General features: G+C 71.5%; 22 protein-coding genes. 17 read left to right on the top strand and 5 right to left on the bottom strand.

The features are described 5' to 3' along the window. The first annotated feature begins 83 nt into the window (after positions 1 to 83). From LNK82_RS32770 to LNK82_RS32750, 5 genes are all read left to right on the top strand, one after another. Positions 84 to 1,370: an adenylosuccinate synthase gene (locus LNK82_RS32770; protein ID WP_230570776.1), complete on the top strand. Its 1,287-nt coding sequence runs from the start codon at positions 84 to 86 to the stop codon at positions 1,368 to 1,370. Positions 1,371 to 1,523: 153 nt separating this feature from the next. Next, positions 1,524 to 2,348, top strand: coding sequence for an ABC transporter permease (locus LNK82_RS32765; RefSeq protein WP_230570775.1), 825 nt, complete (start codon positions 1,524 to 1,526; stop codon positions 2,346 to 2,348). Further along, the gene (locus tag LNK82_RS32760) at positions 2,333 to 3,049 is read left to right on the top strand and encodes an ABC transporter ATP-binding protein (RefSeq protein WP_230570774.1); all 717 of its coding nucleotides are present in this window, start codon (positions 2,333 to 2,335) and stop codon (positions 3,047 to 3,049) included. The genes LNK82_RS32765 and LNK82_RS32760 overlap by 16 nt, the downstream gene beginning before the upstream one ends. Next, positions 3,033 to 3,983, top strand: a complete 951-nt coding sequence (locus tag LNK82_RS32755) for an ABC transporter substrate-binding protein (RefSeq protein ID WP_230570773.1) — start codon at positions 3,033 to 3,035, stop codon at positions 3,981 to 3,983. Before LNK82_RS32760 ends, LNK82_RS32755 begins: the two co-directional genes overlap by 17 nt. Beyond that, a complete protein-coding gene (locus tag LNK82_RS32750; RefSeq protein WP_230570772.1) occupies positions 3,980 to 5,185 on the top strand; it encodes an LLM class flavin-dependent oxidoreductase in 1,206 nt (401 codons plus the stop codon). Before LNK82_RS32755 ends, LNK82_RS32750 begins: the two co-directional genes overlap by 4 nt. A 504-nt stretch (positions 5,186 to 5,689) precedes the next feature. Here LNK82_RS32750 and LNK82_RS32745 read toward each other — a convergent pair. Continuing rightward, the gene (locus LNK82_RS32745) at positions 5,690 to 6,793 is read right to left on the bottom strand and encodes a glycerophosphodiester phosphodiesterase (protein ID WP_230570771.1); all 1,104 of its coding nucleotides are present in this window, start codon (positions 6,791 to 6,793) and stop codon (positions 5,690 to 5,692) included. Positions 6,794 to 6,918: 125 nt separating this feature from the next. After that, positions 6,919 to 8,472, bottom strand: a complete 1,554-nt coding sequence (locus LNK82_RS32740; RefSeq protein ID WP_230570770.1) for a Na+/H+ antiporter — start codon at positions 8,470 to 8,472, stop codon at positions 6,919 to 6,921. A gap of 28 nt (positions 8,473 to 8,500) precedes the next feature. On the opposite strand from LNK82_RS32740, the gene LNK82_RS32735 reads away from it, so the two are divergent. The 9 genes from LNK82_RS32735 to LNK82_RS32695 all read left to right on the top strand — a co-directional run bounded on the left by LNK82_RS32735 (position 8,501) and on the right by LNK82_RS32695 (position 17,016). After that, positions 8,501 to 8,761, top strand: coding sequence for a UBP-type zinc finger domain-containing protein (locus tag LNK82_RS32735; protein ID WP_230570769.1), 261 nt, complete (start codon positions 8,501 to 8,503; stop codon positions 8,759 to 8,761). Between the two features lie 119 nt (positions 8,762 to 8,880). After that, entirely contained in the window at positions 8,881 to 10,878 is a 1,998-nt protein-coding gene (locus tag LNK82_RS32730; RefSeq protein ID WP_230570768.1) for a TRAP transporter permease, read from the top strand. Next, positions 10,859 to 11,851, top strand: coding sequence for a TAXI family TRAP transporter solute-binding subunit (locus LNK82_RS32725; RefSeq protein WP_230570767.1), 993 nt, complete (start codon positions 10,859 to 10,861; stop codon positions 11,849 to 11,851). The genes LNK82_RS32730 and LNK82_RS32725 overlap by 20 nt, the downstream gene beginning before the upstream one ends. 28 nt (positions 11,852 to 11,879) lie before the next feature. Further along, positions 11,880 to 13,136 (top strand): phosphoribosylamine--glycine ligase, encoded by a 1,257-nt coding sequence (gene purD, locus LNK82_RS32720; protein WP_230570766.1) that lies wholly within the window; start codon positions 11,880 to 11,882, stop codon positions 13,134 to 13,136. A gap of 139 nt (positions 13,137 to 13,275) precedes the next feature. Further along, entirely contained in the window at positions 13,276 to 13,728 is a 453-nt protein-coding gene (locus LNK82_RS32715; protein ID WP_230570765.1) for a hypothetical protein, read from the top strand. Then, entirely contained in the window at positions 13,718 to 14,314 is a 597-nt protein-coding gene (locus LNK82_RS32710) for a DUF3558 domain-containing protein (RefSeq protein ID WP_308257362.1), read from the top strand. The genes LNK82_RS32715 and LNK82_RS32710 overlap by 11 nt, the downstream gene beginning before the upstream one ends. A gap of 10 nt (positions 14,315 to 14,324) precedes the next feature. Continuing rightward, positions 14,325 to 15,611, top strand: a complete 1,287-nt coding sequence (locus tag LNK82_RS32705; protein WP_230570764.1) for a PPE domain-containing protein — start codon at positions 14,325 to 14,327, stop codon at positions 15,609 to 15,611. Between the two features lies 1 nt (position 15,612). After that, positions 15,613 to 16,380, top strand: coding sequence for an ESX secretion-associated protein EspG (locus tag LNK82_RS32700; protein ID WP_230570763.1), 768 nt, complete (start codon positions 15,613 to 15,615; stop codon positions 16,378 to 16,380). 102 nt (positions 16,381 to 16,482) lie between these two features. Continuing rightward, complete coding sequence (locus LNK82_RS32695) at positions 16,483 to 17,016, top strand: ESX secretion-associated protein EspG (protein WP_230570762.1); 534 nt, start codon at positions 16,483 to 16,485, stop codon at positions 17,014 to 17,016. A 265-nt stretch (positions 17,017 to 17,281) separates the two neighbouring features. Here LNK82_RS32695 and LNK82_RS32690 read toward each other — a convergent pair whose 3' ends face one another. After that, positions 17,282 to 17,662 (bottom strand): VOC family protein, encoded by a 381-nt coding sequence (locus LNK82_RS32690; protein ID WP_230570761.1) that lies wholly within the window; start codon positions 17,660 to 17,662, stop codon positions 17,282 to 17,284. A gap of 59 nt (positions 17,663 to 17,721) precedes the next feature. On the opposite strand from LNK82_RS32690, the gene LNK82_RS32685 reads away from it, so the two are divergent. From LNK82_RS32685 to LNK82_RS32675, 3 genes are all read left to right on the top strand, one after another. Continuing rightward, positions 17,722 to 18,876 carry a pyridoxal phosphate-dependent aminotransferase gene (locus LNK82_RS32685; RefSeq protein ID WP_230570760.1) on the top strand — a complete coding sequence of 385 codons (1,155 nt, stop codon included), beginning with the start codon at positions 17,722 to 17,724 and terminating at the stop codon, positions 18,874 to 18,876. 67 nt (positions 18,877 to 18,943) lie between these two features. Then, a complete protein-coding gene (locus LNK82_RS32680; RefSeq protein WP_181320179.1) occupies positions 18,944 to 19,117 on the top strand; it encodes a hypothetical protein in 174 nt (57 codons plus the stop codon). 58 nt (positions 19,118 to 19,175) lie between these two features. Then, complete coding sequence (locus tag LNK82_RS32675) at positions 19,176 to 19,928, top strand: potassium channel family protein (RefSeq protein ID WP_230570759.1); 753 nt, start codon at positions 19,176 to 19,178, stop codon at positions 19,926 to 19,928. 17 nt (positions 19,929 to 19,945) lie between these two features. On the opposite strand, the gene LNK82_RS32670 is transcribed toward LNK82_RS32675, so the two are convergent. Both LNK82_RS32670 and LNK82_RS32665 read right to left on the bottom strand, forming a co-directional pair. Then, positions 19,946 to 20,527, bottom strand: a complete 582-nt coding sequence (locus LNK82_RS32670; protein WP_230570758.1) for an HAD family hydrolase — start codon at positions 20,525 to 20,527, stop codon at positions 19,946 to 19,948. A 1-nt stretch (position 20,528) separates the two neighbouring features. Beyond that, complete coding sequence (locus LNK82_RS32665) at positions 20,529 to 21,548, bottom strand: threonine aldolase family protein (protein WP_230570757.1); 1,020 nt, start codon at positions 21,546 to 21,548, stop codon at positions 20,529 to 20,531. Between the last annotated feature and the right edge of the window lie 110 nt (positions 21,549 to 21,658).

The following is a 21,658-nucleotide window of genomic DNA, read 5'->3' as shown; positions in this document are numbered from 1 at the left end:
GGTCTACCCTCAACAGCCGTCCACTGACGGCTCGGCCGTCGCAGGCATTCGGCTCTTACCCGTCCAACCGCTTGGAGTTTCACATGCCGGCCGTCGTGCTGATCGGTGCCCAGTGGGGCGATGAGGGCAAGGGCAAGGCAACGGACCTGCTCGGTGACCGGGTGCAGTGGGTCGTCCGGTACCAGGGCGGCAACAACGCCGGGCACACCGTGGTGCTGCCCGACGGCCAGAAGTTCGCCCTGCACCTGATCCCCTCCGGCATCCTCACCCCCGGCGTGACCAGCGTCATCGGCAACGGTGTCGTGGTCGACCCCGGCGTGCTGCTCGAGGAGCTGGCCGGTCTCGACGAGCAGGGCGTCGACACCAGCAAGCTGCTCATCTCCGCGGACGCGCACTTGATCATGCCCTACCACGTGGCGATCGATAAGGTCACCGAGCGGTACCTGGGCAAGGCCAAGATCGGCACCACCGGGCGCGGCATCGGCCCGTGCTACCAGGACAAGATCGCCCGCGTCGGCGTGCGCGCGCAGGACCTGCTGGACGAGAAGATCCTCCGGCAGAAGGTCGAGGCCGCGCTGGACTTCAAGAACCAGGTGCTGGTCAAGGTCTACAACCGCAAGGCGCTCGACCCCGAGCAGGTGGTGGACAGCGTGCTGGAGCACGGCACCAAGTTCACCTCCCGGATCGCCGACACCCGCCTGCTGCTCAACCAGGCGCTGGAGCGCGGCGAGACGGTGCTGCTGGAGGGCTCGCAGGGCACCCTGCTCGACGTCGACCACGGCACCTACCCGTTCGTGACGTCGTCGAACCCGACCTCGGGCGGCGCGAGCGCCGGGTCGGGCATCGGGCCGACGCGGATCACCACGGTGATCGGCATCCTGAAGGCGTACACGACGCGGGTGGGCTCGGGGCCGTTCCCGACCGAGCTGAACGACGAGATGGGCGAGCACCTGCGCAAGACCGGCGGCGAGTTCGGCGTGACGACCGGTCGGTCGCGGCGCACGGGCTGGTTCGACGCGGTGATCGCCCGGTACGCGGCGCGGGTCAACGGCATCACCGACTACTTCCTGACCAAGCTGGACGTGCTGTCCGGCCTGGAGAAGGTGCCGGTCTGCGTCGGCTACACGATCGACGGCGAGCGGGTCGACGAGATGCCGATGACGCAGACCGACGTGCACCACGCCGTGCCGGTGTACGAGGAGCTGCCGGGCTGGTTCGAGGACATCAGCCACTGCCGCACGTACGAGGAGCTGCCCGCGAACGCCCGGGCGTACGTCGAGCACCTGGAGCAGATCTCCGGCGCCCGGATGTCCGCGATCGGCGTCGGCCCCGGCCGCGACCAGACCATCGTGCGGCACGAGATCATCTGAGCCGACCGCGCTTCACATGCCTCCGGAGCCGACGCAATCGGTCCCGGAGGCATTTTCACAATTCGGGAGCCGTTGACTTGTCCCGGCCGGATATCAAAACTCTGACTCGCTGATCAGCGCGTCCGCGTTTCCGTTGTCCGCTGGGAGAAATCCGTGTCGATTTCCACCGCGGGTGTCGTCGTGCGTCCGGAATCGGCCGCACCGGCGCGCGCACCCGCCGCGAAGCAGCGCAAGTGGCCCGATCTGAGCCGGTGGCTCAGCCCCGTCGGGCTGGTCCTGCTGTGGCAGGCCGCGAGCGGCACGGGCGTGTTGCCGCCGGACAAGCTGGCGTCGCCGGTGACGGTGTTCCGGTCCGCCTACGAGCTCATCGTGGACGGGCAGCTGGTGGACGCGTTCCTGGTGTCGTCGAGCCGGGTCGCGGTGGGGTTCGCCCTGGGCGCGGCCGTCGGCGGCGCCCTCGGCCTCGCCTCCGGCCTGTCCCGCTGGGGTGAACGGCTGCTCGACCCCCCGGTGCAGATGCTGCGCACGTTGCCGCACCTCGGCCTGATCCCGCTGTTCATCCTGTGGTTCGGCATCGGCGAGGAGCCGAAGCTGGCGCTGGTCGCGGCCGGTGTGGCGTTCCCGCTGTACCTGAACCTGCACGCGGGCATCCGGCAGACCGACCCGGCGCTGCTGGAAGCCGCGCGCGTGCTCGGCTACACGCGGTTCGAACGGGTCGCGCACGTCGTGCTGCCGTCGGCGGTGCCGCAGACGTTGGTGGGCCTGCGGATCGCGCTCGGCACGGCGTGGTTGTCGCTGATCGTCGGCGAGCAGGTCAACGCGGACGCGGGCATCGGCTACCTGATCAACAACGCGCGCGAGTTCCTGCGCACCGACGTCGTCGTGGTGGGCCTGCTGGTCTACGCGCTGCTCGGGCTGACCACGGACGCCCTGGTGCGCGCGTTGGAGCGGAGGGTGCTGCGGTGGCGGGCGCGGTGAAGGTCCGGGGGCTGGTCAAGGACTTCGGCCCGCGCCGGGTGCTCGCCGGGCTCGACCTGGACGTCGCGGACGGCGAGTTCGTGGCGCTGCTGGGGCGCAGCGGGTGCGGCAAGTCGACGTTGCTGCGGGTCCTGGCCGGGCTGGACCCCGACGTCGGGGGGACGTTCTCCGTGCCCGGACGGGTGTCGGTCGCCTTCCAGCAACCTCGGCTGCTGCCGTGGCGGCGGGTGTGGCGCAACGTCTCGCTGGGGCTGCGCGGTGAGGGCCGCCGGAAGGACTGGCACCGTGCCGTGGCGGAGCGGGCGCTGGCCGAGGTCCGGTTGGCCGGTCACGCCGACGCGTGGCCGCTGACGTTGTCCGGCGGCGAGGCGCAGCGGGTGTCGTTGGCACGGGCGCTGGTGCGCGAGCCGGAGTTGCTGCTGCTGGACGAGCCGTTCGGCGCGCTGGACGCGCTGACCCGGCTCGCCATGCACCACCTGGTGGAGCAGCTGTGGCGGGAGCACCGGCCCGCCGTGCTGTTCGTGACCCACGACGTGGACGAGGCCCTGCTGCTGGCCGACCGCGTCGTGGTGCTCGACGAGGGCCGGATCGTGGCCGAGCACCACGTCGACCTGCCGCGACCGCGGCGCCGCGCGTCCTTCGTCGACCTGCGGTCGGAAGTGCTGTCGAACCTGGGAGTGGACGATGTCGAAGCTGCTTAGTGCGCTGGTGGTCGCGGTGTTGGCGCTGTCGGGCTGCGGCACGGCGTCGTCGTCGGACGGGCCGGTGGTGCTCAAGGTCGGCGACCAGAAGGGCGGGTCGAAGGCGCTGCTGACGGCGGCCGGGCTGCTGGACGACTTCCCTTACCCGATCGAGTGGTCCACGTTCACGTCCGGTCCGCCGTTGCTGGAGGCGGCGTCGGCGGGCGCGATCGACGTCGGCGGTGTCGGGAACACGCCGCCGATCTTCGCGGCGGCGGCGAACGCGAAGATCGCCGCGGTGTACTCGGCGAAGGGCAGCGTGGAGGGCGACGCGCTCCTGGTGCCGTCCGACTCGCCTCTGAAGACCGTGCAGGACCTCAAGGGGCGCGGCATCGCGGTGGCCAAGGGCAGTTCGGCGCACGGGCAGGTGCTGCTGACGCTCGCCGCGGCCGGGCTGACGACCAAGGACGTCACGCTCAACTTCCTGCAGCCGTCGGACGCGTACTCGGCGTTCACGCAGAAGCGGGTGGACGCGTGGGCGGTGTGGGACCCCTACACGGCGCAGGCGCAGCAGGAGGCGGGCGCGCGGGTGCTGACCGACGGGCGCGGCAAGTCGAACGGCTACACGTTCCAGGTGGCCGGGCGGGCGGCGTTGGCGTCGCCGGGCAAGAGCGAGGCGATCAAGGAGTTCGTGAAGCGGATCAGCCGGGCGCAGCGGTGGGCCGACGGGCACCGCGAGGAGTGGGCGCGGGCGTGGGCCGCGGAGACCGGGCTGAAGCCCGAGGTGGCGCGGGCGGCCGTGGAGCGCGGCGGCGACCTGCCCGTGCCGCTGGACGACGCGGTGATCGCGTCCGAGCAGGAGTTGGCCGACGCGTTCACGGCGGACGGCGCGTTGCCGGGCGCGGTGGAGTTCCGGAAGTTCGTGGACACCCGTTTCCAGGAGGAGTTGTCGTGAGCGTCGTGCTGCACTGGTTCCTGCCCACCTCCGGTGACGGCCGGACCGTCGTCGAGCGCTTCCACGCCAACCGGTCCTTGGGCGCGGCGGCGTTGCGCGAGCCGGATGTCGACTACCTGGCGCAGATCGCGCAGGCGGCCGAGCACAACGGGTTCACCGGCGTGCTGACGCCGACCGGCACGTGGTGCGAGGACGCGTGGCTGACCACGGCGGCGTTGCTCGCGCGGACGTCGACGCTGAAGTTCCTGGTCGCGTTCCGGCCCGGGGTGATCTCGCCGACGCTGGCCGCGCAGATGGCGGCGACGTACCAGCGGATCTCGCGGGGGCGGCTGCTGCTGAACGTGGTGACCGGTGGGGACGAGGTGGAGCAGCGCCGGTTCGGCGACTGGCTCGACCACGACCAGCGGTACGCGCGGACCGACGAGTTCCTGCACGTGGTGCGGGCGGTGTGGTCGGGGCGGCCGGTCGACTTCGAGGGTTCGCACTACCGGGTGTCGGGCGCGACCGTGATGGCCGCGCCGGACCCCGTGCCCCCGATCTACTTCGGCGGGTCGTCGGACGCGGCGCTGCCGGTCGCGGCGCGGCGGGCCGACGTGTACCTGACGTGGGGCGAGCCGCCGGCGCAGGTGGCGGAGAAGATCGACCGGGTGCGCGCGCTGGCGGGTGACCGGCCGATCCGGTTCGGCGTGCGGCTGCACACGATCAGCCGCGACACGTCCGCCGAGGCGTGGCGCGAGGCGGAGAAGCTGCTGGAGGCGCTGGACCCGGAGCAGGTGGCCAGGGCGCAGGAGCAGTTGCGGGCGTCGCAGTCGGTGGGGCAGCAGCGGATGGTGGCGCTGCACGGTGGCGACCTGGGTCGGGGCGTGCGCGGCCTGGAGATCCACCCCGGGCTGTGGGCGGGCATCGGGCTGGTGCGCGGCGGTGCCGGCACGGCGCTCGTCGGCAGCCACTCGGAGGTGGCCGACCTGATCGAGGAGTACCACGGCCTCGGCGTGGAGGAGTTCGTGCTCTCCGGCTACCCGCACCTGGAGGAGGCTTACTGGTTCGGCGAGGGCGTCCGCCCGATCCTGGCCCGGCGCGGCCTGCTGGCCGGGTCGCCGGCCCACGACGGCCCGGAATTGTCGGACCCCGTCGGTAGAATCGCAGCAAGGGTTCCCCTTGGCGGGGACCCTCGCGAAGCTGTTGACAGCAGTCCGTCCTGATCACCGGGGACGCCCGCACTCGCGCGGGCGTCCCCCGATCTGGAGTCGGTGCGGTTCTGGATCAGGCCCAACCGTGCGGCAGTTGCCGTGCCGACCCGCTCGGAGGCGTCGTTCGGGCCGGCCGCACGGCGGACACTCGTTCGGTGCTCAGAGCGTTCACCAACGTCCCCGAGGGCCGCGTAGAGCTCGGTGCCGGCGTGCAGCTTTCCCCTCGCCGGTGATCAGCAGTACGTCGAGTTCACGTCGTTTCGCCTAGCGGAGGATCTGCGCCCACGTCAGGTAGTCGTCGTGCGCTTGTGCACGTCCACGCAGCCCGGCGGGATCTCCGCCGCGACCCTGCGGGGATGCCTCCAGATCGAATTGAGCGCTTCCGCCACCGGATCGTGTGACTGGTCCGCGGTCAGGTCGGGTTCCGACTCGTCGCGAACTGCTTCGGTTCGCCGGCGCGGACGCCGAGGTCCGGTCGGGTGGTGACCCGGCCGGACCTCGGAGCGCGGACGTGCGTCAGCCCTTGCGGGCTTCCACGGCGGTGTCGGGGTTGTCGGCGAACACGCCGTCCAGGCCCGTCGCGTAGAACTTCGCGTACTCGCCGAACGCGTCGCCGTACGCGGCCGGGTCGGTGGACCTGCGGAAGTCCGCGGGCAGGAACGTGTTCTCGTTGCGGAACGTCCAGGCGTGCACGATCAGGCCACGCGTGTGCGCGTCACGCACCAGGGTGGTCGGCTCGCGCAGGAAACCCGCCGCGTCCCGCGGGATGATCCGGTCCTTCGCCGCGCCGATGCCGTGGGCGTAGGTGCGGATCTCGCGCAGCCCCTCCGGCGTCACGAGGTCGCTGTAGGTGCGCTTGTCACCGGCCTTGACGAAGTCGTACGGCGCACCGGAGGAGTTGATCAGCTGCACCAGCGGCACGCGCAGCTTCCCCTTGAGCTGCTTGAGGTTGGCCACCTCGAACGACTGCACGTACACCTTCGCGCCGTGCCGGTTCAGGCCCGCCTTCGTCAGCACGTCGACCAGGCGCGGCTCCAGCGGCAGGCCGATGTCCTGGAAGTACGTCGGGTGCTTGGTCTCGGGGTAGATGCCGATGTCGCGGCCGAGCTCGCGGGTCAACCGGCGGGACAGGTCGATGACCTCCTCCAGCGTCGGCACCTCGAACCGGCCGTCGTAGAGGGTGTTGCGCGGCCGGACCTCCGGGATGCGCTCCTTGGCCCGCAACGTCTTCAGCTCGGCGAGCGTGAAGTCCTCGGTGAACCAGCCGGTGATCGACGTGCCGTCGATGACCTTGGTGGCCTTGCGCCCGGCGAACTCCGGGCGCGCCGAGACGTCCGTGGTGCCGCCGATCTCGTTCTCGTGCCGGGCGACCAGCTTGCCGTCCTTGGTCACCACCAGGTCGGGCTCGATGTAATCCGCGCCCATCCGCGCGGCCAGCTCGTACGCGGCCAGCGTGTGCTCGGGCCGGTAGCCCGACGCGCCGCGGTGGCCGATCACCAGCGGGCCCTTGCGGGACGACGCCACCTCCGCGTCACCGCTCGCCGACGCCGAGGGCAGCACCACCGCCCCCGCCACCGCGAGCGCCGCGAGCGCCGCCCCGACGATCCTCGTCCGCACCATCGCCGACCTCCTCGACTCCACTCCTGACGCGCGGCAGCCTCGTCGCGCACCGCGACGTCCCGGACACGCTAAGGCGAAGCACAGGCCACGTCACGGTGAACGCGTGGGGGGAGGTTCGGTGTTCGTCACTCCCTGGATATGGCCGCTTCCTCCAGGTCGAGTTCGCGGAGCACCCGGAACAGCACCTCGTCGTCGATCCGGCCGTCGTCGCGCGCCTGGATGAACACCTGCCGCTCGGCCTCCAGCATCGTGCGCCGCAGCCGCCGGTACGACGCGGCCGGGCTCTCGTCCTCCTGCCTGCCCAGCCGCTCCCACGCCGCGTTGCCCCGGTGCTCGGCCATGATCCGCAGCCGGTCGACGACCTCCTCCGACGTGCCGTCGTCGGCGCCGAGCACCTCGTCCAGCTTGCGCACGGCGGCCTGCGCGGCGGCGTGCTGCACCTGCGCCTCGGCCAGCGCGTCGGTCCGCTCCTCGTCACCGCGGAACCCGAGCCTGCGGATCACGAACGGCAGCGTCAGGCCCTGGAGGAGCAGCGTGCCCACGGTGACCACGAACGCGCAGAACACGATCACCTCGCGTCCGGGCAGGTCGAGCGGCAACGCGCTGGCCGCGGCCAGCGACACCACGCCGCGCATCCCCGCCCACGACAGCACCGTCACGCCACGCCACCCCGGCGCGCGCTCGCGCTCCCGGACCCGCTTCGACAGCAGCTGCGGCAGGTACGCGGCCGGGTACATCCACACGAACCGCACCAGGATCGTGGCCGCCAGCACGGCCGCCGCCGCCCACACCAGGCCCGCGGTGATGTCCACGTCCCGCACCACGCTGTTGAGCTGCAAGCCGATCAACGCGAACACGAACGACTCCAGCAGCACGTCCACCGACCGCCACACCGCCGTGTCCTGCAGGCGCGTGTAGTACGAGCTGCGCGGCGCGTTGTGCCCGATGTAGAGCCCGGCGATCACGACCGCGAGCACACCGGAGGCGTGCAACTCCTCGGCGAAGATGTACGCGCCGAACGGCACCAGCATGCCGACCGCGCTCTCCAGCACGCCGTCGTCGAGGCGGTCGCGGACCCACCGCACGCCCCAGCCGATCGCCAACCCGACGAGCACGCCGCCACCCGCGCTGATCACGAACGTGCGGGTGCCGTCCACCCAGGTCGCGGCGGCGCCGGCGGCCACCGCCACGGCCACCTTGTAGGCCGTCAGCGCGGTCGCGTCGTTGATCAGGCTCTCGCCGGTGAGCAGCGTCATCGTCCGGCGCGGCAGGTTGAGCCGCCGGCCGACCGCGACCGCGGCGACCGCGTCCGGCGGCGCCACCACGGCGCCCAGCACCAGCGCCGCGGGCAGCGACAGCTCGGGCAGGACCAGGTGCGCGACCCAGCCGACGGCCATCGTGGTGGCCAGCACCAGCCCCACCGCGAGCAGGCCGATCGGCCTCAGGTTCGCCCGGATGTTGTGGTAGGAGCTGTCCAGGGCGGCCGAGTACAGGAGCGGCGGCAGCACCAGGACCAGGATCAGCTCCGGCTCCAGCGCGAACTCCGGCAGGCCGGGGATGAACGACACCGCCAGCCCGACACCCACCAGCACCAGTGGGGCCGACCAGTTGAGGCGTTTCGCCGCCGCCGTGACGAGCAGCGCGCCGACGAGCAACAGGAGCAGTTCCGGACCGTGCATGGCGCAATCTTGCGTGATGATGACGCGTATGACCTGTCCTCATGTCCCAGATCTCCCGGACTCCGTCACCCCGGACAACCCCGAGGGCTGCGCCGACTGCCTCGCCGCCGGTGAGCACAACTGGGCCCACCTGCGGATCTGCCTGTCCTGCGGGCACGTCGGGTGCTGCGACTCCAGCCCGCGCCGGCACGCGACCGCGCACTTCCACGCCTCGGAGCACCCCGTGATGCGGTCGTTCGAGCCGGAGGAGGACTGGCGGTGGTGCTACGTCGACGCCCGGATCGTGTGATCGGGCCGCCCTCGGCGCAGCGGTCTTTACAGTCCCTTTAGACGGTCGATCTATGGCTGTGACCGGCGACACAAGTAGCTTCGTGAGCGCTACATCCAGCGCGACACGAAGGGGTGCGCGTGCCGACCAAGCCGCAGGTCGAAGTGGACGAACTGCTCGCCGAGTACGACGAGGAGCGCCCGTCGCGCGCCTTGTCCCGCAGGTGGGAGCTGGGCGTGTGGGTGGCGGGTCTCGCCATCGCGCTGCTCGTGCTCAAGCAGGTGTTCTGGCCGTTCAGCAAGGGCGGCCAGTACTACCTGGTGATCTTCCTGGCGGTCACGCTGCCGCTGGTCTTCCTCTGCTACCGGCCGCGCGGCAGGCGCGGTGAGGCCGACGACCCCGGTGTCGTGGACTGGGTGGCGGCGCTGTGCGCGTTCGTGGTGGGCGCCTACCCCCTGTTCGGCGGGTTCGACGCGTTCCTCGACCGCCAGGGGCAGCTGACCGCGCTCGACGTCATCGCCGGGTCGCTGCTGCTGGTGCTGATCCTGGAGGCGTGCCGGCGGACCACCGGCTGGGTGTTGCCGGTCGTCTGCGTCGGGTTCATCGCGTTCGCCTACTACGGCGGGTTCCTGCCACCGTCCTGGGCGATCTCGCACGCCGGCGTGGACTTCTCGCAGATCATCAACGGCTTCTACAACGACGCGACCGGGTTCTACGGGACGCCGCTGGACGTCGCCGCCACGTACATCGTGCTGTTCACGATCTACGGGTCGGTGCTGAACGCGTCCGGCGCGGGCACGTTCTTCGTGGACATCAGCTTCTCGGCGTTCCGCAAGTCGCGCACCGCGCCGGGCCGCACCGCCGCCACCGCCGGGTTCCTGCTCGGCACGGTGTCCGGGTCGGGCACGGCGACCACCGTGTCGTTGGGCGCGGTGACGTGGCCGATGCTGAAGAAGGCGGGCTACCCGAAGGAGAACGCGGGCGGGCTGCTCGCCGCGTCCGGCATCGGGGCGATCCTGTCGCCGCCGACGCTCGGCGCGGCGGCGTTCATCATCGCCGAGTACCTGGAGACGTCCTACCTGCAGGTGTTGATCTGGGCGATCCTGCCGACCCTGCTGTACTACCTGGGCATCGCGCTGGCCGTGGAGATCGACGCGCGCAAGTTCGGCGCGAAGCCGGTGGAGATCGACTCGCCGAGCCCGTGGGCGCTGCTCAAGCAGGGCGGGTACCACTTCCTGTCGCTCGCGGTGATCGTGGTGTTCCTCGCCCTGGACATCCCGGTGTTCTCCGCCGTCGTCTACGCGACCGGGGTCGCGGCGCTGTTCGCGCTGGTGGCCAAGCGCGGCGACGTGCGGGCGTGGCTGAAGGCGATGGCGGACTCGCTGTCGCTCGGCGTGCGGTCGGCGTTGCCGGTGATCGCGGTGTGCGCGGCGGCGGGCGTGATCACGTCGACGATCACCAAGACCGGGCTCGGCCAGGAGCTGGCGTCGGCGCTGGTCGACCTGGCGGGCGCGATCTCGTCCAACCCGACGGTGGTGCTGTTCGTCACCGTGGTGCTGGCGGCGTTCGCGGTGAGCCTGCTCGGCCTGGCCGTGCCGGTGACGGCGTCGTTCATCATCTCGTGGGTCGTCATCGGGCCCGCGCTGATCGAGCTGGGCGTGGCGCGCGAGGAAGCGGCCATGTTCATCTTCTACTACGCGGTGCTGTCCGAGGTGACGCCGCCGACGGCGCTCGCCGCGGTGGCCGCCGCCGCGATCACCGGCGGCGACGTGATGAAGACGATGTGGCGGACGTGGAAGTACACGCTGCCCGCGTTCCTCGTGCCGCTGGCGTTCGTGCTGACGGACAACGGCGCCGGGCTGCTGCTGCGCACGTCGTTCCTCGACGGCGTGTGGGTGTTCGCCGTCTCCGCGCTGGGCGTGGCGGCGCTGGCCGTGCTCACCGGCGGCTGGATGTTCGGTCGCGCGCGGTGGCCCGAACGCGTGCTGTGCGCGCCCGCCGCCGTCGCCCTGCTCTACCTGCAACCCGTCACCATCGCCGTCGGCCTGGGATTCCTGCTGGTCGCGGTCGCGGTGCACGTCGTCCTACGCCGGAAGATCCACTCGGGAAAGGAACAGCATGCGCAGCTGGACGCTTAGGGTCGCCGTCGGCGTGCTCTCGGTCGGCTTGGTCGCGGCCGGGTGCGGCGGGAAGCAGACCCCCGCCGCATCGAACGGCGACCAGGGCACCGCCGCCTGCGAGGCGGCGGACGGGCGGATCACCATCGCGACCGGCAACTCCGGCGGCGTGTACTACGTCGTCGGCGGCGGGCTGGCGAAGCTGATCAGCGACAACACCAAGCTCAAGGCCACCGCCGCCGAGACCGGCGCGTCGGTGCAGAACATCCAGCAGCTCGTCGCGGGCGACTACGACATGGCGTTCTCGCTGGCCGACACGGCGGCGGACGCGGTCGCGGGCAAGGGTGCGTTCGAGGGCAAGCCGCAGCAGGTGCAGGCACTGACCAGGCTGTACCCGAACTACACGCAGGTGCTGGTCAGGGCCGATTCCGGGATCAACTCCGTGGCCGACATGCGCGGCAAGCGGATCTCGACCGGATCGCCCAAGTCGGGCACCGAGGTGATCGCGCAGAGGCTGCTGACGGCGGCCGGGCTGAACCCGGAGACCGACGTGCAGGCGCAGCGGCTCGACCTGGCCAAGACCGCGGACGGGATGAAGGACGGCAGCATCGACGGCCTCGTCTGGTCCGGCGGCCTGCCCACCGCGCAGATCACCGACATCACCACGTCGCTGAAGGACAAGGTCAAGTTCATCGACATCACGCCGCAGCTCGACGCGTTGAAGAAGATCAACGAGGTGTACGACCGGGGCGTCATCCCGGCCGCGACCTACGGGCAGCCCGCGGACGTGCCGACGGTGGCCGTGCCGAACGTGCTGCTCGTGCGCACGGACTTCCCCGAGGGCGACGCGTGCGCCGTGACCAAGCTCATCTACGAGAAGAAGTCGGACCTGGAGGCCGTGCACCCGGCGGCCAAGGACATCGCGCGGGACAAGGCCGGGATGACCGATCCGGTGCCGCTGCACCCCGGCTCGCTGGACGCACTGGGCGAATGACCGGGTGGGTCATCTAGGCTTCCGCACCGTGCGTGTCCTGGTCATCGGGTCTGGCGCCCGTGAACATGCCCTTGTCCTCGCTTTGTCGCGGGATCCTTCGGTGATCGCGTTGGCCTGTGCGCCCGGCAACGCCGGCATCGCCGGTGTCGCCGAGACCTACGGGGTCGACGTCACCGACGGCGGCGCGGTCGCGGCCCTGGCCAAGGAGTGGAACGCCGACCTGGTCGTGGTCGGGCCGGAGCAGCCCCTGGTGGCGGGTGCGGCGGACGCCGTGCGCGCCATCGGGATCCCCTGCTTCGGCCCGTCGGCCGCGGCGGCGCGGATCGAGGGCTCCAAGGCGTTCGCGAAGGACGTCATGGCCGCCGCGGGCGTGCCGACCGCCGTGTCGGAGATCGTCGACAACCCGGCCCGGCTCGACTCGGCGCTGACCCGGTTCGGCCCGACGTGGGTCGTGAAGGACGACGGCCTGGCCGCGGGCAAGGGCGTGGTCGTCACCGCGGACCGCGCCGTGGCCCGTGCGCACGCCATGACGTTGCTCGACCACGGCCACCCGGTGCTGCTGGAGTCGTTCCTCGACGGTCCGGAGGTGTCGCTGTTCTGCCTGGTGGACGGCGCCACCGTGGTGCCGCTGCTGCCCGCGCAGGACTTCAAGCGCGTCGGCGACGGCGACTCGGGCCCCAACACCGGCGGCATGGGCGCGTACTCGCCCCTGCCCTGGGCCGCGCCCGACCTCGTTGACACGATCGTGTCAACGTGCGTCCAGCCGGTCGTGGACGAGCTGGCGCGCCGCGACACCCCGTTCGCCGGCCTGCTGTACGCCGGTCTGGCCCTGACCTCCACCGGCCCACAGGTGATCGAGTTCAACTGCCGGTTCGGCGACCCGGAGACCCAGGCCGTCCTGGCGCTGCTCCGCACCCCGCCGGCGGCCCTGTTCCACGCCGCCGCCACGGGCGCCCTCGCGTCCGCGCCGCCGCTGGAGTGGGCCGAGGGCCACGCCGTGACCGTCGTGATCGCCGCCGAGGGCTACCCCGGCCGGCCGCGCACGGGTGACGTGATCAGCGGGTCCGAGGCGGAGGGCGTCCTGCACGCGGGCACCCGACGTCGCGAGGACGGCGCCGTCGTCTCGATCGGCGGCCGGGTCCTGTCGGTCGTCGGCACGGGCAAGACCCTGGCCGACGCCCGTGCCGAGGCCTACCGCCGGGTGGAGGGCGTCCACCTGACCGGCTCCCACCACCGCACGGACATCGCGCTGCGTGCGGCGAACGGCGAGATCACCGTCCCCTAGCACCGCTCTCGCCCCACGGTTGACCCACCGCGGAACCGGCGCGGGGGTTTCTTCGTCCAACCTCAGACCTGGCTCACGTGGTCGTTGGTAGCCTCGAACCGGGTTCAATCCGTTACCGACCGTACGGGGGTAGGACGTCGTGGAACAGGAGACCGGCCTACTAGGAGCCGTCGCCGCCGCGGGGGGAGCCGTCGGCAAGGCGGTCGGCGACATGTTCATGGCGGAGAAGCGGCTGAACGACACGATGGCCGCCAGCCCCGGCTCGGGGCAGAAGTTCGAGGTCAGCCGGGACACCGTGCTGCAGGCCGGCAAGATCATCGACGACCAGGCGGACCGGTTGAACAAGGCCTTGGAAAGGGCCGGCAAGGACCTCAGAGTCGAACTCGGGGATGGCACCGACCCGGTGAACGCCGGTGTGGCCGCGGCGTGGAACAGCAGGCTGGTCGAAGCCGAGGATTCCTACGGCGAGCGCATTCGGCAGTACATCGACAGTCTCGACAGCCTGGTCAAGCAGCTGCGCTCGGTGGCCGAGCAGTACGGGTTCACCGAGGAAGAAGTCACCACGGCGTTCGGGGCGAAGAGTGTCCACTAGCTTTCTTCGCGTTGTGGTCGTGGCTGCGACCCTGGGACTGGTGGCCGTGGGCTGCACGGATCGCGAGCCCGGTGATGCCACCCCCGTCGGTGCAACGACGACCACGTCCACCGCGACGTCGGCGGCCCCCGAGAAGGTGCGACCGCGCGAGGTGAAGCTCGACGGGATCGATCCCTGCAAGGTTCTCACCACGGCGCAGATGGAAGAGCTCGCCGTGGTCGAAGCCGAGCGGAACGACGGTGACATCGTGAAGGCCGGCGACGAGCCGGTCTGCGCGTACGGCAACAACGACTCGCCTCGCGTCACCTATGAGGTCGGCTTGGTGACGACCAAGGGCATCGAGTACTGGCGCGGCAGCGGCAACGTCGCGGTGGAGCAGGTGGAGGTGAGCGGTTACTCCGCTGTGCAACTCACCTTCAAGGGCACGTCGACCGTGGACTGCGCCGTCTCCGTCGATGTCGCCGACGGTCAGCAGTTGTACGTGGACTTCTCGTCCATCGGGCAGACGCCTTCCCAGGAGCAGATGTGCGACAACGCGAAGAAGGCGGCCGAGCTGGCGCTCGTCACCTTGCCGACATTGGCGTGAGGGGAGAGTCATGAGCGGGCATCGAGACATTCCGGATTTCCGGTTCCAGGGTTACGACAACCAGGCGCTGGCCACCCTCGTCCAGCAGTTCCAGTCGGGTGACGCCGCGCAGAAGTTCAGCGACGCCTCGCACGCGCTCCGCGAGCTGTCCGCGAGCCTCATCGAGGTGGACGAGACCCTGCGCACGGAGCTGAAGAAGCTGGGCATCGACTGGCAGGGAGCCGCCGGCGAGCAGGCGAACCAGAAGACGACCGTCATGGCCGACTACGCGGCCGAGGCGGACGAGGCGGCGCAGCAGAACTCGCAGGCCACCGCGGTGCAGGGCGCCACGTACAGCCAGACCCGCAACGGGATGCCCGAGCCGCAGAAGTTGCGCGGTGACACGGAGACCCACATCGGTGACGACTTCCTCGGGTTCTTCGGGCACGAGACCGATCACGCCAAAGAGGTCAAGGAGACCCAGGCGGCGCGGGAGCAGGCGATCCGAGGGCTCGACCAGTACACCGAGGCCAGTCGGGACGCGCTGAACCAGTACCAGGGCATGAACAAGCCGCCGCAGTTCGACGTGACGGCGGCGTCCAGCGTCAGCACGCCGGTCGCGGCGGTGGGGCAGCTCGGTGGGACCGCGCCCCAGATCCCCGGTGGCGTGCCCGGCGGTGTCCCCGGTGGTGTGCCGGGCGGCCTGCCCGGTGGCTCGGTCGGTGTGCCGCCGCAGGTGCCCGGGGTGCCCGGTGGCTCGACGGGGTTGTTGCCGAACCCGCCGGGTGGCCAGACGGTGCTGCCGCCGGCCGCGTTCGGTGGCAAGCCGGGCGGTGGGTCCAACTTCGGGTTGGGGCTCGGGCTCGGGTTGGCCGGTGGGATCGGCCTCGGGCTCGCGGCGACGCAGGCGCGCGGTGCGCGGCTCGTGCGCAACACCGCGCCGGCGATGCCCGGTGGCGCCAAGGCGCCTGAAGGCCCCGCCGGCGGCAAGGGCACCGGTGGTGGCCCCGCCGGCAAGGGCGGTGTGCCCGGGATGCCCGGTGTGCCCAGCACGTTGAGCGGGAAGTCCGGCATCTCCGCGACGATCGGCGCCATCGACCCCGACGAGCGCGCGCCCGGTCGTGGCGCGGCCGGTGGTGTCGCGGGCAAGGCCGGTGCGGGTTCGTCGATGTTGCAGCCGGCGGCCACCGCCAAGGGCGGGCCGGGCGAGGACGACGGCGAGCACGTCCGCAAGTACGGCGTCGACTCCGACGACGTGTTCGGTGACGAGCGGATGGTCGTGCAGTCGGTCATCGGCGACGAGACCGAGAAGAAGTGAAGTGAGCGGCACGGTTGTCCTGTCCACGTTGGAGTTCGACGTCGCGTGGGAGGGTGAGCGACTTGCCCGGCGCAACGTCGCGCTGGACGTGCCGAGCCCGGGCATCACGCACACCGAGCGCGCCGTGTTCGTCGAGCAGGCCTGGAGCTCGCTCGCCGGGCGCGGGCTGGCGGCCAACCGGCGGTTGACGCCCGAGTTGGCCGACGCGTTCGCGCTGCTGGCCAACCCGCAGGTGTCGATCGACCTGTGGATCTGGGTCGACCGCCGCAAGATCAAAGGTCTTGCGGCGGCGGCCGGTGACGAGGGCATCCTCGCCGTGGTCGACGGCGACGAGGTGTGGTTGATCGAGTCACGGGCCAGTGCGCTGGCCGAGGCGGCGGTGTCGGTCGCCGGTGACATGCCCGCCGGGTACGGGCGGTCGATCAGCCTGCCGAACGACGTGCTGCGCGCGGCGTCCGACGAGGCCGGGCGGGACGCGGAGAAACTGGTGCTGGCGCTGGAGCGGCACGGGTTGCCGCTGCACGAGGCGCAGGAGCTGGCCGGCATGTGCGACGGAATGAGCACCCGCGGCCAGTTCGGCGTCGAACGCGCCCAGCACGGCGGCCCGCCCGTGCGCGCGGGTCGCGTGGTCGCCTGGCACGACACGCCGTCAGGCCGCTACCTGCACCAGGTCCGGCCCAGTTCGGACGGTCGCAACTGGAGCACGATCACCCCGATCGACAACGCCCGGCTCGCCGGCTGCGTGTGGGAGCTGGTCCAGGAGGTCTGAGTTCCCGGCGCCAAACGGAACCCGCGCGTCCTCCAGGACGTCAGTTCCGGAGCGGGCCGGGGGGCCGGAGCAACGCCCGCCGTCATTCGGGAGTGACGTCTGGTGACCAATGCGACCCTCAGCGCCACCGCGTTCCGCACCGCCTGGGAACACCTCGACCTCGGCGCCATGCCGATCGTGCTGCACGTGCAGGACGACCCGGCGCCGTGGAGCCACCTCACCGCCCAAGGACTGGCACGAGGCGGCGAGCTCGACCCGTGGCTCGGTGCGGCGTTCAAGCTCATCGCCAACCCGCCGCGGTCGGCGGACCTGCGGCTGGGCATGGGCAGAGCCGCGGTGCGCGCGCTGGCCGCGTCCACCGGCTCGGGTTCGGGTTCCGTGCTGGCCGTGCTGACGCGGGACCTGCTCACCGTGCGGGAGGTCGATGCCGACTTGGCGACCGCGCTGGTCGGGCTGCTGCCCGAACTCGCCGACGGCCTGGTCGGCGGACCGGACCTGCGCGGCCAGTTCGGCGCCGCGGCGATCGACCGGAGCGGGCGGCGCAGGCGTGCGGCGGACGTGGTCGACTTCCACGGACCGGTCGAGCCCGACGTGCTGCGGAAGAGGATCACCGGCCTGGTGGAGGAATTCCTCTGATCGCCGGGGTGGGGCGTGCGGTCGCGGTAGAAGGGCTGCCGGGTCAGCCGGGACCCCGCGTTCGTGCAGGAACCGGTCCAGTTCGCGGGAGACGTGGCCCTTGTCGGCGATGATCACCCGTCGGTCGTCCGCCCTCGGACGCACCTTCGCGTCCGAGGCGGGCAGCAGCGGCTCGACGGCCTGCCACGGCTTCTCGGTCGACTCATGCCTGCGTGCCACGACCCAAGGTCGAGCCAGATCAGCTGCAGCTGCTTGAGGACAGGCGCTAGGGCCAGGTGTTGGACTGCGAATCGAACAGGTCGGTCGGGCTGTGGACGGGGAGGACGCACAGCAGGTGGCCGCCGGGGGCGCGCAGGATCCGGCACTCCAGCCAGCGGGACACCTCGGTCGCGCCGAGGGCCAGCAGCCTTGCCGTCTCGGCCTCGACGTCGTCGGTCTCGATGTCGAGGTGGAAGCGGGGCTCGTCGTCCACCGCCTGCACGGCGGCGACGAGGTGCGGCAGGGCGTTGTGCAGTGAGGTGAACTGCTCCTCGCCCGGCACCGGGTGGGCGGTGGCGCCGAGGGCTGCCGACCAGAAGGCGGCGGACCGGTCGGCCTCGGCACGGGGTGTGTCGATCAGCAGGGCGTAGACGCGGCTGCGGTGCATGGTGACGACAGTAGTGGTGAGCTGCGGATCCTCCCGGGCCGTCGATTAGCCTGGCCGGCATGGTTGGTGTTGCCGGGCGTGCCGATGTGCCTCCCTTCCACGTCATGGAGGTGCTGTCCGCCGCGGCGCGGCGGCAGCGGGTCGTAGGGGACGTCGTGTCGTTGGCGGCGGGGCAGCCGTCCAGCCCGGCCCCGACGCCGGTGTTGGAGGCCGCTCACCGGGCGCTGCGCGAGCAGACGTTGGGCTACACCGAGCAGTTGGGGATCGTGGAGCTGCGGGAAGCCCTGGCCGGTCACTACTCCCGGCAGTACGGGCTGGAGATCTCGGCGGACGACGTCGTGGTGACCACCGGCTCCTCCGGCGGGTTCCTGCTGGCGTTCCTCGCCGCCTTCGAGGCGGGCGACCGGGTCGCGCTGGCCCGCCCCGGCTACCCCGCCTACCGCAACATCCTCACGGCGCTCGGGTGCGAGGTGGTCGAACTGCCCTGCGGCCCGCAGACGCGGTTCCAGCCGACGGTGGCGATGCTGGACGACGCCGGGCCGCTCGACGGGCTCGTGGTGGCCAGCCCGGCGAACCCCACCGGCACCGTGCTGTCCCCGGACGAGCTGGCCGGCCTGTCGGCCTGGTGCGCCGAGCACGACGTGCGGCTCGTCAGCGACGAGATCTACCACGGCATCAGCTACGGCACGCCCCTCGCCTGCGCGTGGCAGACCTCCCGTGACTCCATCGTGGTCAACTCCTTCTCCAAGGCCTTCGCCATGACCGGCTGGCGGTTGGGGTGGATGCTGCTGCCGCCCGACCTGCGCCGGGCGGTGGACCGGCTGACGGGCAACTTCACGCTCTGCCCGCCGGCACTGGCCCAGCACGCGGCCGTCGCCGCGTTCGAGCCCGAGTCGTACGCGCAGACCGAGCGCCTGGTCGAGGGGTACCGCCTCAACCGCGACGTGCTGCTCAAGGGCCTGGCCGACCTCGGCATCGACAAGGTGGCCCCGGCCGACGGCGCGTTCTACGCCTACGCCGACGTCTCGCACCTCACCGACGACTCGATGGACTTCTGCCGCCGCCTGCTGGACGACACGGGGGTCGCGATCGTGCCGGGCGTCGACTTCGACCCCGTGCGCGGGCACGAGTTCATCCGGATGTCCTTCGCCGGGGCCGCCCCCGACATCGAGGAGGCGTTGCGGCGGCTGGGCGCCTGGTTGTCGTCATCATGATGACAGTTGTACTCCGGATCAGGGCCGAGGTGGGGAACTGATCCGGTGGTTCAGTCGTTCGGATGACATGGTCCGGATAATCCTGTGGCTGCTGGCGGCCTGGCTCGTGATCACCGTGCTCGGCGCCGTGATCGAGGGCGTCTTCTGGCTCGCGGTGATCGGTGGCGTGCTCTTCCTGGGTACCGCCGCGTACGGCGCCATCAAGAGCAACAAGCGCCCGAAGGGCATCAAGGGGCCCTGACCCTGCCCGATCGACCCACGAGCTGGTAAAACGCCGAGCCGACCCGCACCATGGGTCGGTGTTCGAGACCGATGAACGACGCCTCGCCCGGTGGGAGCGCCGCGCCGAGTGGCCGCTGACGGGCCTCGCGGTCCTCTTCGTGGTGGTCTACGCCTGGCAGGTCCTCGACGGCCGCTCGACCCCAGGCGTGCACGCCGGGCTCGAGGTCGTCCTCTGGCTGATCTGGCTGGTCTTCGCGGTGGACTACGCCGTGCGCCTCACGCTGGCCGTCGACAAGCGCAGGTTCTTCGTCACCCACCTGTTCGACCTGCTCGCGGTCCTGCTGCCGATGGTCCGCCAGCTGCGCGTGCTGCGGCTGATCAGCGTCCTCAAGGTGCTCAACAAGCGGTTCGCGGGCAAGTTCCGGCAACGCGTCGGCGTCTACGCCGCGGGCGTCACCTTCCTGGTCGGCCTGTGCGCCTCACTCGCCGTGCTGGACGCGGAACGCCACCACCCGGACGCCTCGATCACCACGTTCGGCGACGCCGCGTGGTGGACGCTCACCACGATCTCCACCGTCGGTTACGGCGACCGCTACCCCGTCACCTGGGAGGGTCGCCTGGTCGCGGCACTGCTGATGATCGGCGGCATCGCCCTGCTGGGTGTCATCACCGGCACGATCGCGTCCTGGCTCGTCGAACGGCTCAGCGGGGTCGAGGAGTCGGTGACCGAGGCCGAGCAGGCGACGGCGGCCGAACTCCGCCTGGTCCGGGCGGAGCTGGCCGAACTGCGCGAGGAGCTGCGCGCGGCGAGGGCCGACAGCGGCCGGTGACCCCTCGGCGGCACCGGCTAAGCCCCGAGCACCTGCCGCGCGTGCACGGGTCCCTGCCACAGCACGCCCTGGAGCCCCGCCGCGACCGCGCCCTCCACGTTCACCTGCCGGTCGTCGAAGAACACGCAGTCCGCCGGCCGCGCACCGACCCGCTCCGCCAACGCGGCGAAGATCCGCGGGTCCGGCTTGGCCACGCCGAGGTCGCCGGAGAACACCAGGTGCCGGAAGTGCCTGGTCCACGGCTCGCGCTCGGCGGTCCGCGCGAACGACACGGGCGCGTTCGACAGCAGCGCCAGCGGCACGCCCGCCGACGCCAGCTCGGCCACCAGCTCCACCGCGCCGGGAGCAGGCCGCAACCACCCGCGCACGTCCACCTCGGTCAGCCGCCCGGCCAGCGCCTCGTCGACGGCCACGTCCACGGAGGCTCCGACCGCGCGCCAGTACTCCAGGTCGGACTGACCTTCGTCGTAGGCGTCCCGCGCGGTCCAGTACCCGCGGGAGAAGTCCTCGACCGACACCCCGAGCAGCGCGGCCAGCGCGGGCAGCTCCCGGGTCGGCTCGCTGATCACCTCGCCGTAGTCGAACACCACCCAGCGCACGTCAGCTCGCCGACCCGATCCGGCGCAACGCCTCGGCCACGTCGTCCGCGTTCACGTCGCGGTGCAGCACGAACCGCACCTTGCCCGCCATCGGCCCGGCGAACACGCCCAGGTGCCGCAACCCGGTCAACGTCACCTCCAGGTCCGGCACGCCCGCCAGGACGATGTTGGTCTCCGGCTCGTCCACCTGCCAGCCGAGCTCGGTCAGTCCGCGGGCCAACGTGCGGGCGTTCGCGTGGTCGTGCGCGAGGTCGTCGATGCGACCCAACCCCACCAGCCCCGCGGCGGCCAGCACGCCACCCTGCCGCACGCCGCCGCCGAGCATCTTGCGCACCCGCCGCGCCTCCGTGACGAAGGACGACGACCCGGCGACCACCGACCCGACCGGCGCGCCGAGCCCCTTCGACAGGCACACCTGCACCGTGTCCACCCCGACCGCCAACGCCGCGGGCGGCAGCCCGAGCGCCACGGCCGCGTTCCACAACCGCGCGCCGTCGAGGTGCACGCGCAGGCCGGTCTCCCGTGCCGCGGACACCAGCAACGCGTGCTCGTCGGGCTGCGTCACGGCCCCGCCGGCCGCGTTGTGCGTGTTCTCCAGGCACAGGAGCGTCGTGCGCAGCGTGTAGTACGGCCCGGACGTCCCCGCCGCCGCACGCACGGCGTCGGGTGACGCCCGACCGGGTCCCGCGTCGCACTCCAACGGGTGCGGCATCCCGCCCGCGATCCACGCCGCCGTGCCGAGCTCGTTGTCGAGCACGTGCGCGCCGCGCGGCGCGAGGAACCGGTCGCCGGGCCGCAGGTGCACGGTCAGCGCGATCAGGTTGCCCATCGACCCCGACGGCACCCACAGCGCCGCCTCGACGCCCAACAGCTCCGCGACGCGTTCTTCGAGTCGGCGCATGGTCGGGTCGTGGTCGAGCACGTCGTCGCCGACCTCGGCGCCGGACATCGCCAGTCTCATGGCCTCATCCGGCTGGGTGACGGTGTCGGAGCGGAAGTCGAGTGGCGAGAGCTGGGTCACGAATGGATCACATCACACCGCGCAAGCCCTGACCCGGTCGTGTCGGCCGTACCACGATGGGGGTGACGCAAGTCTCGGTGAACCGGCGTGCAACCGTGGGCGCCGTCGGT

Origin of the sequence: Saccharothrix luteola, assembly GCF_020859565.1 — a bacterium.
Taxonomy (GTDB): Bacteria; Actinomycetota; Actinomycetes; order Mycobacteriales; family Pseudonocardiaceae; genus Actinosynnema; species Actinosynnema luteola.
This window is presented reverse-complemented; position numbering and strand designations above follow the sequence as displayed.